15 protein-coding genes, 1 pseudogene and 2 riboswitches are annotated in these 12,141 nt (G+C 34.2%); of the genes and pseudogenes, 11 read left to right on the top strand and 5 right to left on the bottom strand.

Translation table 11 applies throughout. The features are described from left to right. Nucleotides 1-604: 604 nt before the first annotated feature. A riboswitch (glycine riboswitch) is annotated at nucleotides 605-693 on the bottom strand. Nucleotides 694-696: 3 nt separating this feature from the next. Then, nucleotides 697-805, bottom strand: a riboswitch (glycine riboswitch). 148 nt (nucleotides 806-953) lie between these two features. Then, nucleotides 954-2,615, top strand: coding sequence for a DEAD/DEAH box helicase (locus tag KQI21_RS00085; RefSeq protein WP_216481987.1), 1,662 nt, complete (start codon nucleotides 954-956; stop codon nucleotides 2,613-2,615). Beyond that, nucleotides 2,602-3,384 carry a YqhG family protein gene (locus KQI21_RS00080; RefSeq protein ID WP_216481986.1) on the top strand — a complete coding sequence of 261 codons (783 nt, stop codon included), beginning with the start codon at nucleotides 2,602-2,604 and terminating at the stop codon, nucleotides 3,382-3,384. Before KQI21_RS00085 ends, KQI21_RS00080 begins: the two co-directional genes overlap by 14 nt. Before the next feature lie 10 nt (nucleotides 3,385-3,394). On the opposite strand, the gene KQI21_RS00075 is transcribed toward KQI21_RS00080, so the two are convergent. Next, entirely contained in the window at nucleotides 3,395-3,586 is a 192-nt protein-coding gene (locus KQI21_RS00075; RefSeq protein ID WP_216481985.1) for a YqzE family protein, read from the bottom strand. A gap of 143 nt (nucleotides 3,587-3,729) precedes the next feature. On the opposite strand from KQI21_RS00075, the gene comGA reads away from it, so the two are divergent. The 8 genes from comGA (at nucleotide 3,730) to KQI21_RS00035 (ending at nucleotide 8,432) form a co-directional block, all read left to right on the top strand. Then, complete coding sequence (comGA, locus tag KQI21_RS00070; protein WP_216481984.1) at nucleotides 3,730-4,746, top strand: competence type IV pilus ATPase ComGA; 1,017 nt, start codon at nucleotides 3,730-3,732, stop codon at nucleotides 4,744-4,746. Further along, on the top strand, nucleotides 4,703-5,755 hold the full coding sequence (comGB, locus tag KQI21_RS00065) for a competence type IV pilus assembly protein ComGB (protein ID WP_216481983.1): 1,053 nt from the start codon (nucleotides 4,703-4,705) through the stop codon (nucleotides 5,753-5,755). Before comGA ends, comGB begins: the two co-directional genes overlap by 44 nt. Before the next feature lie 13 nt (nucleotides 5,756-5,768). Beyond that, nucleotides 5,769-6,077 (top strand): competence type IV pilus major pilin ComGC, encoded by a 309-nt coding sequence (gene comGC / locus KQI21_RS00060; protein WP_216481982.1) that lies wholly within the window; start codon nucleotides 5,769-5,771, stop codon nucleotides 6,075-6,077. Next, complete coding sequence (comGD, locus tag KQI21_RS00055; RefSeq protein ID WP_216481981.1) at nucleotides 6,040-6,495, top strand: competence type IV pilus minor pilin ComGD; 456 nt, start codon at nucleotides 6,040-6,042, stop codon at nucleotides 6,493-6,495. The genes comGC and comGD overlap by 38 nt, the downstream gene beginning before the upstream one ends. Beyond that, a complete protein-coding gene (locus KQI21_RS00050; RefSeq protein WP_216481980.1) occupies nucleotides 6,482-6,817 on the top strand; it encodes a type II secretion system protein in 336 nt (111 codons plus the stop codon). The genes comGD and KQI21_RS00050 overlap by 14 nt, the downstream gene beginning before the upstream one ends. Continuing rightward, nucleotides 6,771-7,217, top strand: coding sequence for a competence type IV pilus minor pilin ComGF (locus KQI21_RS00045; protein ID WP_216481979.1), 447 nt, complete (start codon nucleotides 6,771-6,773; stop codon nucleotides 7,215-7,217). The genes KQI21_RS00050 and KQI21_RS00045 overlap by 47 nt, the downstream gene beginning before the upstream one ends. Then, entirely contained in the window at nucleotides 7,189-7,578 is a 390-nt protein-coding gene (locus KQI21_RS00040) for a competence type IV pilus minor pilin ComGG (protein ID WP_216481978.1), read from the top strand. The genes KQI21_RS00045 and KQI21_RS00040 overlap by 29 nt, the downstream gene beginning before the upstream one ends. Before the next feature lie 611 nt (nucleotides 7,579-8,189). Beyond that, a complete protein-coding gene (locus tag KQI21_RS00035) occupies nucleotides 8,190-8,432 on the top strand; it encodes a DUF2626 domain-containing protein (protein WP_216481977.1) in 243 nt (80 codons plus the stop codon). Nucleotides 8,433-8,498: 66 nt separating this feature from the next. Here the strand turns inward: KQI21_RS00035 and KQI21_RS00030 are convergent, their stop codons facing one another. Further along, on the bottom strand, nucleotides 8,499-9,122 hold the full coding sequence (locus tag KQI21_RS00030; RefSeq protein ID WP_216481976.1) for an MBL fold metallo-hydrolase: 624 nt from the start codon (nucleotides 9,120-9,122) through the stop codon (nucleotides 8,499-8,501). A gap of 163 nt (nucleotides 9,123-9,285) precedes the next feature. On the opposite strand from KQI21_RS00030, the gene KQI21_RS00025 reads away from it, so the two are divergent. After that, the gene (locus tag KQI21_RS00025; RefSeq protein ID WP_077320859.1) at nucleotides 9,286-9,456 is read left to right on the top strand and encodes a DUF2759 family protein; all 171 of its coding nucleotides are present in this window, start codon (nucleotides 9,286-9,288) and stop codon (nucleotides 9,454-9,456) included. 942 nt (nucleotides 9,457-10,398) lie between these two features. On the opposite strand, the pseudogene KQI21_RS17005 reads toward KQI21_RS00025, so the two are convergent. The 3 genes and pseudogenes from KQI21_RS17005 to KQI21_RS00005 form a co-directional block, all read right to left on the bottom strand. After that, a pseudogene (locus KQI21_RS17005) lies at nucleotides 10,399-10,527 on the bottom strand (transposase); the annotation flags it as partial. 412 nt (nucleotides 10,528-10,939) lie between these two features. Next, the gene (locus KQI21_RS00010; protein ID WP_216481974.1) at nucleotides 10,940-11,290 is read right to left on the bottom strand and encodes a VOC family protein; all 351 of its coding nucleotides are present in this window, start codon (nucleotides 11,288-11,290) and stop codon (nucleotides 10,940-10,942) included. A 63-nt stretch (nucleotides 11,291-11,353) separates the two neighbouring features. Next, on the bottom strand, nucleotides 11,354-12,022 hold the full coding sequence (locus KQI21_RS00005) for an MFS transporter (protein ID WP_373687613.1): 669 nt from the start codon (nucleotides 12,020-12,022) through the stop codon (nucleotides 11,354-11,356). Nucleotides 12,023-12,141 lie beyond the last annotated feature (119 nt).

Here is a 12,141-nt window from a genome sequence, read left to right as displayed (position 1 = left end):
TAGTGGAACAAAAGTGTAGATTGGTTAGCAATGTACAAACGGCAAAACTTCTGGCGAGATACAGTGAAACTTCATTCAAGGAGTGTTTTTCTCCTTGAATGTTAGTTAAACGAATCGGGGATTTAGGAGCCGTTTTTCTCATCGTGTTCGCAATATTTATTAGCACATTTTAGGAAGGAGAAAAATACGGATCCTTACATCCGGGATACAGTGAAACTTCATTCAAGGAGTACTTTTCTTCTTGAATGTTAGTACCACAAGGGTATGACCTAAAGGCCCTTCAACGAATCGGGAATTTAGGATCCCTCTCATAAAGTTCGTAAACTAATAAACAGATTTTTCAAATGAGAGAAATACGGATCCTTATATTCGGGATAAAGAAAACATGCCTCTAAAACAGGGATATGCCGACGCCTGAGCGACAAGCCCGTTGTTAGTCGGCCTTCCTTTAGATAGATTCGAGTCAATGTTAACTTAATCGTAAGCAGAGATCGAAGTTTATTCATCAGCTAGACAAAGCTACCATTTCAAAAATATCCATTAAGTAAAAAAGGATATTTTTTCTAGACAGTAAAAAGCAGAGATCCATTGCATGAAATGAAATCTCTGTCCTGCTACCAGAAAGTTGCATACCAATAGCATATTGGTATTTGCTTCGTGGGTGGTTTACATCCTTGTAAACTCTCTCCAGAGTCGCGTCCTACAAGAGTCTGTTTGCCTGAGAGATTCGCTTTCACTTGCTCCTTCGGCGTTACATAGCGGTAAGAGTCATTTCCGCATTCGTAAGCTCTCCCCTTGTATTCATTCGCTTTTATGAAAAATTAACGTTTTGGTTATACTATGTAATACCTTATCGGCAATGAAGCCTCTCTTTTTACTGTGTATTATTATACCACATATTTAGAAAGATAAAATCGATAACCTGAATAATCTATAGAAAAAGGAAGTATACGATGAAATCCATTTATTTAGATAAAGATACAGCTTTTATTGAAGAACTTGAGGATAGACTCGAAAAAAACACCTCTCTCTCGTCCTGGGAGCTATTTAGAATGGCCTATGAAGCCGAGCAAACTACTATGTCTCCTTATTTTAGAGGGTTACGAGCATTGGAATTCTTACCACATATGGAGTTTTTAAAACACCAGATCCATACAGCAGAGCAAGTTATTGAACAAATGAATGGCAGAGCTATTTTGGCTGATGAAGTTGGGCTTGGAAAAACAATTGAAGCTGGATTAGTATTAAAAGAATATATGATTCGTGGCTTAGTGAACAAAGCACTAATTCTTGTTCCCGCTTCATTAGTCAATCAATGGGAAAAAGAATTAAATGAAAAATTTTATATCCCTGCAGTTGCTTATCGGAAAAACATGAGCTGGGAGCAAGGTAATATTATTATTTCATCTATAGATACAGCAAAACGTGAGCCACATCGAAGTACAATTCTCGGTATGGACTATGATTTTGTTTTAGTAGACGAAGCTCATAAATTAAAGAATCATAAAACGAAAAATTATGCTTTTGTTCGTTCATTAAAGAAAAAGTATTGCCTGCTCTTAACTGCAACCCCTGTGCAAAATGAATTAATAGAAATCTTTAATCTCGTTTCCATTTTAAAGCCTGGACATCTAGGTAATTATGATTCTTTTGTTAAGAGCTATGGTAACGACCGTAAAAATATGAAGCAAGATCTATACTTAAAGCAACTTGTAAAAAAGGTAATGGTAAGAAATACAAGAAAAGATACTGGCTTAAATCAAGTAAAACGAAATATTGAAACCATATGGACAGAATTCTCGAAAGAAGAAGCTGAGGTTTATCAATGGTTAGAAAATAGCAGTGCATTACTTCCAGCCTTTTCTAAGATTACGTTACTCCGTGAATTCTGTTCTTCTAGAGAGGCTTGTTATTTATCACTTAAAAAAATGCTAGCAGAAAAACCGGAATTAGATGTATTTCAGCAAATCACAGAAAAAATTGAACAATTACCTCACCATAAAAAAGCGGAAAAAGTAGTTGATCTAATTCGCCAAATCGGCGATGAAAAAGTGATTATTTTTACGGAATATAGAGCAACTCAATTTTATTTGCAATGGTATTTACAGCAACACGGCATCTCTTCTGTTCCTTTCCGAGGAGGTTTTAAACGCAGTAAAAAGGATTGGATGCGCCAGCTTTTTCAACATCATGCCCAAGTATTAATTGCTACAGAAGCAGGTGGTGAAGGAATTAACCTGCAATTTTGCAACTATATGATTAACTATGACCTGCCATGGAACCCGATGCGGTTAGAACAGCGAATTGGTCGAATTCATCGTTATGGCCAGGATAAAGATGTTCATATATATAATTTTGCTATCAAAGATACGGTGGAGGAACATATTATGAAACTGTTGTATGAAAAAATTCACCTGTTTGAGCAAGTTATTGGCGATTTAGATGCAATATTATCAGAACTGTCCATCCATGACCTTGAACAAGAAATTGAACAGATTTATGCTGAATCGGCTACTACTGGAGAAGCAAAAATAAAGCTCCATAATTTATCTGCGGTTATTCAAACAGCACATAACACAGCGAATCAGGAGGAACAACAATATGGCGATGCGTAATCATTTAAATAAATTTCTGATCTCATTTTTTCAAGCTAATAACTGTAAAATTCTTCATAATGATGATGGAATAATAACGATTCAGTTAACAGAGAAAATGGATAAAGTTCTTATGAATCGCCCTTTTTACTGGCATTATATAAAAAAAATGGGATATCCTGGTGATCCTATGCAGCTAACATTGATAACAAATCCACACAAACGAGAAGAAAAAGGGGAATGGATTCATTTTGGAAGCCCGCGTTTACAACAAATTATTCGGTATTTACAAGAAAACGAAAAATATACAAAGCTTTTTCAACAAATAACACCTATCGTCCATACCCCACTTTATCCATGGCTCGTTACCAATATAAAAATAAGCTATAAAGGAAAATATAAACGAGATGAACTATTTTCTATCGGCTTAAATTTAATTAACGGCACCATGAAATCAGACATGATGCAAACATTAGCGCAATTTCCTTTGAATACAACGATTTCTGACTTTTGTTATACGCTTTCTCCAATGATTAAGCTAAAAAGCGGCTATAAGCGGATTGAGACTGTTCTCGACCAATATGTAGAAAGTCAAGATCATGGTTGGGCGGTTGACTCGTTACAAGCATTAGAGGAAGAAGTCAAGCTACTTGAACACTTTTATAAAACGGATACAGAAGATGACCAGATGGAACGGGAACTAGAGGAAATTACCAAAAGATACCAACCGCAAATTACGTATCAAGTGGTAAATGGTGGACTATTTTATTTAACGATGGACATCGCTTAAGCAGGCAAGATTACCGTGCCTGCTTTTTGTATTTATGAAGCATGATGCGAAACGAAAATGGTAAAATACCAAACCAATGATGGATATAGGCTGTATTAGGGATTCGTTTTTTCTGTCGACGCTGCTTTTTTTCTTCAGCAGGCAAATCTAAATAAGTCACTATTTGCATCGTAACAAATTCAATATAATCCTTTGTTGACATCCTACCCCTCCTTTATCGAACAGTTTACTATTAGCTTTACCAAACAAAAAAGCCCTATAACAAAAAAGTTTTTAAAAAAAGAAGGGTTTTATATTTTCTTGTCGAATATACAGATTAAGCAAATAAAGGAGGTGAAATCGTTTTTGAATCCCGCAGAAACTATGTCGAAAAAAATCCTTCAGTATGCAATTGGTCAAGACGCTTCCGACATTCATTTCTCCCCTTTGTCCAAACAAACGGATATTTATTTACGAATCCAAGGGAACCGAATTTTTTATAAAACTATTCCCACCTCTACTTATCAACTTTTGTTGACATTTTACAAATTTACATCTGCAATGGATATTGGGGAAACAAGAAAACCGCAAAATGGCACTATTACGTTTCAATTTGCAGATCAATTCTTCGATCTTCGCTTGTCCACCTTACCTGTTAAGCAAATGGAAAGCTTGGCAATCCGAATACTTCCTCAACAAGAAGGGCTTTCTCTTCACCAACTTTTTTTATTTCCCAATCAACTTCATCACTTATTATCATGGATCACAAGACGATCTGGCTTAATTTTGATTAATGGACCAACTGGAAGTGGAAAGACAACCATGTTATATGCAATTCTTCATGCTTTACAACGACAGAAATCTTTTCAAACTATTACATTAGAAGACCCCATTGAAAAAGATCTTGAACAGGTTTTACAGGTCCAAATAAACGAAAAAGCAGGAATCACTTATCAATCCGGTTTTAAAGCAGCACTTAGGCACGATCCCGATATTATTATGGTTGGTGAAATTCGCGACTCCCCGACAGCTAAATTTGCACTTGAAGCTTCCTTATCAGGACATCTTGTCTTGAGCACAATCCATGCTTCTCATGCATTAGGGACATTATATCGATTAAAAAGTCTTGGATTAATGATGACTGATCTGCAACAAGCATTAATTGCCATTGCTTCTATTCAATTAATTCCGTTTGAAACCGTAAAGCATGGGCTTAAACGAGCCGCTATACTGGAGTTATTAGATGAGTCATTACTTTCCACTTATTTCCAAAAGGATGTAAATTGGCAAATCAAAAAATATCATTCCTTTACTCATTTACGAAAGAAGGCGTTTGCTTATGGCTTCATTACTAAAGAAACATTTCTTGACCTCCAAGAATAAATTAACTGAAGATGAGCAATTACGTTTGCTTAAACGACTAAATCGACTTTTAGAAACTGGATACCCGCTGATAGAAGCACTTGAAGTAATTAGCTGGGATAAGCAGCTCCGTTATTCGGCTAAAGAAATCATCAACATACTAACTTATGGAAAATCATTAGATCAAGCGCTGCAATTAACCTCGTTTCACCCCTCGATTACCGGTTACCTCTCTTTTACGAAATCTAATCAAAATCTGCAGGAAAATATAAAACGCTGCTGCGACATGTTTGAACGACGCCAAACATATATACGTAAATTTAAACATGTTATTCGCTATCCAATCATTCTGTTCATTATTTTTGTACCTATCCTATTTGTGTTAAAGCAAATTGTTATCCCTTCATTTATTGAGCTTTATAAAGGGACACCCGGGTCTTCTCCAATACTTGTCGTTTCTTTATGGATTATTGACTTATTAGGAGTTTTATTAATTGTTCTTCTGCTGGTTATATTCGTCATTTCCGTTTTTTGGAAAATTCATCGACATCGACTGGAAATGGATAAACAAATACAGTTATACGAACGTATACCTTTTTATCGCAGTTATTTAAGATTGCAAACTTCCTTCATGTTTGCCAGCCAATTTAGCACATTGATTAAAACGGGTCTTTCCTTTAAAGATATCCTGGAACAGATGGCGAAGCAAAAAAAACAGCCAATCATTTCCTATTATTCATCATTAATGATCAATCAACTATCAGAAGGGCGACATCTCTCTACGTTACTTTCGCAATTCCGTTTTTTAGAAAAGCCACTTACAGACATATTCCAAAAAAACAATAATACGGAAACACTTGAAATGGATTTAATGGTTTATGCTGAAGTACTTATGGAAGAAACAGAACGAAAAATAGTCCGCATGATGACATATATTCAACCCGTTTTTTTTATTATTATTGGCTGCTTTGTTTTATTTATTTACTTGACACTGATGTGGCCGATGTTTCAATTGATTAAAACGATCTAAAGGAGACATTGCAATGTTGAAAAAAAATGACGCTTTTACGTTGATTGAGATGTTAATTGTGCTTATGATTATATCCGTGCTAATTATTCTTATTATTCCAAACCTAGGAAAGCGAAGTAAAGAAGTAAATCATAAAGGCTGTGATGCTCTCGTATCAGTAGTACAAGCGCAGGTAGACACGTATCATGCTGAAAAGAATCGCTATCCTAGCAGTTTAAACGCAATGATACCCGAGTATCTGAACGAAGAACAAAAAACATGTAATGGGAATAAGGAGTTAGTATATGATAGAGAATCAGGAAAAGTTCGTGTACCCAACTAAAGATAAGCAGGGGTTTACTTTAGTCGAAATGTTAATTGTATTAAGTATTTTTATGATCTTAATAAGTTTAAGCACTCCGCCTATTCTATCAGCTTTATACAATGTGGAGAGTGCAAGTGTTATTCGTAAATTAGAGTCTGATGTTATGATGGTCCAACACTTGGCAGCTACAACACCAAGTGGCATTTCTATTCTCTTGTCTGAAACACGTTATTACATTCTACAATCTGCACGTATTATTAAGGAAGTTGATTTACCTGAAGGCTTCAGCATTAATAGTACGACATCAAGGATCATTGAATTTGAAGCTAATGGTAATTTTAAAAATCCACGTTCATTTTTCATCTCTTCCCCCTCAAAGCGATATAAAATTATTTTCGCATTCGGTAAAGGCAGGTTTCGCGTTGAAGAAAAATAATGGCTTCACCCTAATAGAAGTAATTGTTGCCACGAGTATTTTACTAACCTTTATCGGCCTTTTTGTCCCTGCTGTATCTCTTTTGCAAACAGAAAAGCAAATATTAAGCGATCGGCGTATGGTTACTTTTGAACTACATGATCAATTACAGCCATTTATTTGGCAGACAACAAGGCTTAAACGTAATAGATACCAAATAAAGGTAAACACATTACCTGTTGAAATTACTATCTCCACTGAAAAAGAATACCTGAAAGGATGTGCGTATTGGAAAAATGCAAAGCAGCGACAAGAAAAAATTTGTTTATATGGCCTTCCATAATGAAGAAGGATTCACCTTTATTACAACCTTGCTTATGATGGGGATATTAGTAATCAGCTTACCTTTCCTTAGCTACTTAATTCAAGTAGTGACAGAAAGAAGCGATCAATCAGAATTATCTGTCGGTCAGTTTTTCTTATTTATGCGAAATGAAGTCATTCAAGCGAAACAACTACAAGTTTATCCCAATAAATTAAAGCTAACAACAAAAGATGGAGCAACCGCCTCGTTCGAACTGTATCAACAGCTTATACGTAGACAAGTGGATGGCAAGGGGCATGAAATATACTTGCGAGATATACAACATTTACAATTTATTTCACTTCCTTATGGGATTCAATTAATGGTCACAACGATAGAAGGTGAACAATTTGAAAAAGAAATTATTTTTTACCAATAACCAACATGGTTTTATGTTGCCATTAGTTTTAATCATTATTTCATTAGTCATTGTATTGATGTCATCTAATATTCACCATTATCACAATAATTTAGCTATAACAAAGAACCAAATTGACCAAGTTACAATGGAAACACTAATTCAAATAGCTAGAGAAAAATTGAAACGAAAACTATTAGAAAATGAACAATTGGACAAGGAAACCTTCACTCTGCCACAAGGAGAGGTGACCGTTCGTATAACTCGATTAGATGAACATAGTTATCGGCTATTGTTTACTGTCACGCTTGATGAACAATCAAAATTCCAACAGATAGGTTTTATGAATATAAATAAAGAAGCTGAGATAATTAGTTATTAACTGACCAACAAGTTATAGTGGTTGTTCAAAAAAACGAATAGAGTGAAACTTCATTCAGTGGAAATTTCCTTCACCCCCTACGAACAATGGCTAAAATCTCGGGCGTTCTTGAAAAATCACGATGTATCGATGTCGTAGTCCCTCTTGTCCTTGAAAAAGGAAAAGCACTTTTTCTTCGTGCGATGTTCGCTGTTGTAGTCCTCCCTATCCTTGAAAAATCGCAATGCTTAGTCAAGAAGCTTTCCCTGTCCTTGAAAAAGGAAAGCACTTTTTCTTCGTGCAATGTATCGCTGTTGTAGTCCTCCCTGAACTGTCGACCCGAACGAACCGGGCATTTAGGTGCCGTTATCTCCCACTTGACTTTTTTGTATTCTCTATCACTCTTAAAGTGGGAGTCTTATAGAACCTTAGATGGGTTAAATGACAGCGATTTCCATGGTCCGTTAGCTTCTATAAGCCACTCTCAATATATTTATGACTAATATTACTTTTTTAGCAAAAACTACATTCTAATGATCCATACAATGTTTTTGATTTATTACTTTCATTTACAAGTTTATTTTCCTCGTTTATAATGTCTATGATAAGGTTACCAAAAGGAGGGGGATAACATGGATCGAGTGTTTCGTGGGTTAGCCTTTTGGACAGGGATATTTACAGTGATGTTCTATGTGGGCGATATGCAAAAAACTGCAGTTTTATTTCTTGTTCAAACGGCTTTTTTCTTAACATTAGGTTATTTGAAACTATCTGAACGAATGTATATGTATTTATTCGGAGCTTATTGTACCATTTTCTTTATTGGGTTTACATGGTATTCGGAATTTATACTTGTACCTGGATTCGGAAATTAACATCCTAAAACCCTGCTTACATATGTTGAATAGCAGGGTTTTGTTTTTGAATTTTACAAGCTTCAATCACAGTGTAAAGAAAGGGTTGTTTATCTTTTCAAATCCGATATTCGTTTTCGGTCCATGACCAGGAAAAACGGTATAATTATCATCTAATGTGTATAAAGAAGTTGTGACTGATTTTTCTAATTGAGCATAGTTACCACCTGGAAGATCTGTACGTCCGATTCCTTGATAAAATAAAACATCACCACTAATAACAAACTTATCATCATGGAAGATAAAACTAACACTGCCAGGAGAATGACCAGGCGTGTGGATCACCTCAATCGAAAATTCACCGATGGTCATTTTTTTAGGTACTAATAATCTGTCCGGTTGCTCTGTCTGTACTTGTTGTTGCATGAATAATAAAGAACCATTTTTTTGCGGATCCTCTAACCAGCTTGCTTCTGCTTCATGAAGATAAACATCAATCTGATAGGCCTTTCTCAACTCATCTACCGCACCAATATGATCAAAATGTGCATGTGTTAATAAAATAGCTATTGGTGTTAGTTCGTGTTTAGTAAGAAACTCCTTTACTTTATCAGCTTCACCACCTGGATCAAAAATCAAAGCTTCTTTTGTTCCATGTACAACATAACAATTTGTTCCTAATGGACCTAAGGACATAGTTTCAATATTCAATTACTTTTCTCCTCTCATTCAAATGTAAATCCTTGATTTACCTCGACAAACTGCATATAATACTATAGAATAAGTTATATAATCGGACTAGTTACATAATAATACAAATGGATTTCCTATAGCAAGATTAGCAAATTAGGAAGTATAAGGGAGGATCAGTTTTATGCATATCGTCTTAGGGGTATTATTTTTATTAGTAGCTATACTAGCAGTTGTATCTATCGTACGTCAACTTAAATTCAAAAATTTCTTAGCAATTGCATTTTCGGCAATTACCGCTTTAGCATTTGGTTTTTTCGCAATTGCAACAATCATTTCAGAATTAAAAGGATAGATAAAGTGAAACTTCATTCAAGGAGTGCTTTTCTCCTTGAATGTTAGGTGAACGAATCGGGCATTTAGGTGCCAACTTAAGTAAAACAAGCTGACTTTTCAAGGGTTAGCTTGTTTCTTTTTTGCCTAAACTCCCGGCTATTTACTTGAAAATAATCTTTTTTGCTATGTTTATTCTAAACAAATTAATTATCGAAAACTGTAACATTTAACTGACGGTTACATCCCTTTCCAATATTTTCAAGAATATCTTTCTCGTATAACATGAAAAATGCATTTTACGTGTTCTCAATCTTTTACATACATTGGTTGATTCTTTCAACTTGGTTATCCGCATAATCAAGGTACATGGTAACAATACAATTGGGGGATCTCATTCTTTTTCCGTTAAGGTATTTTTTAGCAACAGTCACATTCATGTCTATTGAAATGAAAACAGCCTATGTGATACCTGGTGTAAGATAAACTAAATAGCTCGTATCCGTCCATCGTATTACCAGGAATACCTACACAAAATCTAGTAATTTAGATAGAAATTGTTTGTTTATTTTCTTATCACTAATTTCTCGTATCGTACGCCGTGATACTAACATTTTCTCAAAATATGTCCAAAACTAACCTAATTTCTGTAACTAGAATTAGTTGCTTTTTGTAAACACTGGAGCAGATGAAAGCAAAAAAACCGATAGAACACAAAGGTTTCTAATCAGTTTATGGAAAATCATCAAAATAAAATAGCTTTGTATAATTATGTATTACCGCCTCCCACATAGATTTTTTTAAATTGTTTTCTGTTTGCTTACACCATATAATCGAAGCTTGAATTATGGTCTAAGGTTAGTAATAAATAATCAATAGTTTATCTTGACTTTTTAAAATTTCCTCCCTAGTTTTTTAGGTTCTAAGTTAAATATTGGGGTGGTAATTAAAAGCCCACTCCTATTTATGCTACTCGTGTATTAATATATTTGTATTGAAGATGTAACAATACTTTCATTCGAAAGTTATCGAAGCATCGAAATCTAAATGCATTGCGTTTTATAACTTTGGTTTGATTGTTAATACCTTCCCATAGCCGTTGTTTAGTTAAAAGATCGCTTATACGAATTTTATGACGCAGGTATCCATGAATTTCAAAAGGCATAGAGACCTTTCATAACTGGCAAAAAGAAATCATGACTAGCTTTGCATTTGGGTCGATACGCTTCTTTTAATCGATATGCTCGTCGTAAATAATCGATCGTTTTAAATAATAATCCAAGTACCAGTTCTGCTTTTCACTCAATTCTTCATACTTCTTATGAAACACATGCTTCATACGCCTAAACCTGGCAATAATATGTTAGAATGCATTTCCACTAACTCCTTTTTGTTTTCTGTTGGATTTAAGCAAAGTGTAACAAAAATAGGAGTTTGCGTGTTTTTTACTGGACAAATTTTCTTAAACCCCAACATATATTGTAGAACCACTTTAAATAGGGTGATTAATATGAGCATACACCTAAGGGGTTTCCTACGTTATCTTTAAATTCGAAAAAGTGGACACCATCTTCAAATTTAATTTTAGTACAATCCTTAGCATTCTTTGAAACAATACCATGAATATCTTCTATATTTTTTGAGTAAAAGTAGAAGATGGGGCGAGATACTTTGTTTGTTGTTACATCTTTTGCTTCCATTAAAGTTAATGGAGTTTCACCAACTTTTAATACAATGTAATTCTCTTCTTGAAAATCAATTTCAAGGTTAAATATTTTTTGGTACCATTCTAGAGAATCCTTTAAGTTATTTACTTGTAAAAATATTGTATCTAATTTGCTAACTAGTTCTTTCATAAAGCTCCTCCATTCTTTTAATTTATAATGATGACGACTTTTAATAACCATCGTGTAACAAAATTAAAAATGAACGCTGTTTTCATTTCTCCTTATTATTATTATGTATAAAGAAATGGATATTAGCAAAGCAATTAACGAAAATGAAATAGTAACTATTTTTAATGATATTATTAATGAAAAATACCCTATTATTAGAGTTATAATTATTTGAAAACATCCTTGTAATAGCGCCACAATACTTCCAACCCTACCCATTGTTTCTTTTGGGACGTTATTTTGAAAGAAAGTTATATATCCAATTGAAGCGTAAGCTAAAAAGAATCCTAAAATAATAAAACTGATTCCAGCCATTATGATATTTATCGAAGAATAAAAAGCTACATATCCCGACGCTCCAATAGAACTACCTATTCCTAGATAGTGTTTAATACTAAATTTTTCAGGTATATAGGTACTTAATACTGAACCAATTATTGAACCAATACCAGCTAAGCTCATCAATAAGCCATAATCTCTTTCAGATGTAAGAAGGTTATTTTTAATATAAGTTGCTTCCTGGGAGTCTAGAGAAAACACTAGTACCATTGAAATGTTAAAAAGTAGAAATATTAATAACAAATATCTACTTTTTGTAAAGAAACCTTTAACAACTTTAAAATCTTTTAGTAAAATAAACCTACTTCCGCTATTATTATTTTCTGTTGTAACCTTTTGTTCCTGATTTGGAATGAGAGTATAAAATATTTTGTGTAAATGAATAAAACGACGAAAAAGGAAGACCTTTTCTTGGTAGAATTAAGTCACCACAACCAATCCTAGAAAAGAGGTCTTCCCTATGAACCAGTTTA

The organism is Virgibacillus proomii (genome assembly GCF_018916875.1).
GTDB classification, from domain to species: domain Bacteria; phylum Bacillota; class Bacilli; order Bacillales; family Amphibacillaceae; genus Virgibacillus; species Virgibacillus proomii_B.
Note: the sequence above shows the minus strand (reverse complement) of the source record. Positions and strands in the feature narration are given on the sequence as shown.

Excerpts from the sequence above, each read along its gene's own strand:
- KQI21_RS00080 (WP_216481986.1), top strand. The coding sequence starts at position 2,602 with ATGGCGATGCGTAATCATTTAAATAAATTTCTGATCTCATTTTTTCAA.
- comGD (WP_216481981.1), top strand. The coding sequence starts at position 6,040 with ATGATAGAGAATCAGGAAAAGTTCGTGTACCCAACTAAAGATAAGCAG.
- KQI21_RS00075 (WP_216481985.1), bottom strand. The coding sequence starts at position 3,586 with ATGTCAACAAAGGATTATATTGAATTTGTTACGATGCAAATAGTGACT.
- KQI21_RS00025 (WP_077320859.1), top strand. The coding sequence starts at position 9,286 with ATGCATATCGTCTTAGGGGTATTATTTTTATTAGTAGCTATACTAGCA.
- KQI21_RS00035 (WP_216481977.1), top strand. The coding sequence starts at position 8,190 with ATGGATCGAGTGTTTCGTGGGTTAGCCTTTTGGACAGGGATATTTACA.
- comGC (WP_216481982.1), top strand. The coding sequence starts at position 5,769 with ATGTTGAAAAAAAATGACGCTTTTACGTTGATTGAGATGTTAATTGTG.
- KQI21_RS00010 (WP_216481974.1), bottom strand. The coding sequence starts at position 11,290 with ATGAAAGAACTAGTTAGCAAATTAGATACAATATTTTTACAAGTAAAT.
- KQI21_RS00045 (WP_216481979.1), top strand. The coding sequence starts at position 6,771 with ATGCAAAGCAGCGACAAGAAAAAATTTGTTTATATGGCCTTCCATAAT.
- KQI21_RS00085 (WP_216481987.1), top strand. The coding sequence starts at position 954 with ATGAAATCCATTTATTTAGATAAAGATACAGCTTTTATTGAAGAACTT.
- comGB (WP_216481983.1), top strand. The coding sequence starts at position 4,703 with ATGGCTTCATTACTAAAGAAACATTTCTTGACCTCCAAGAATAAATTA.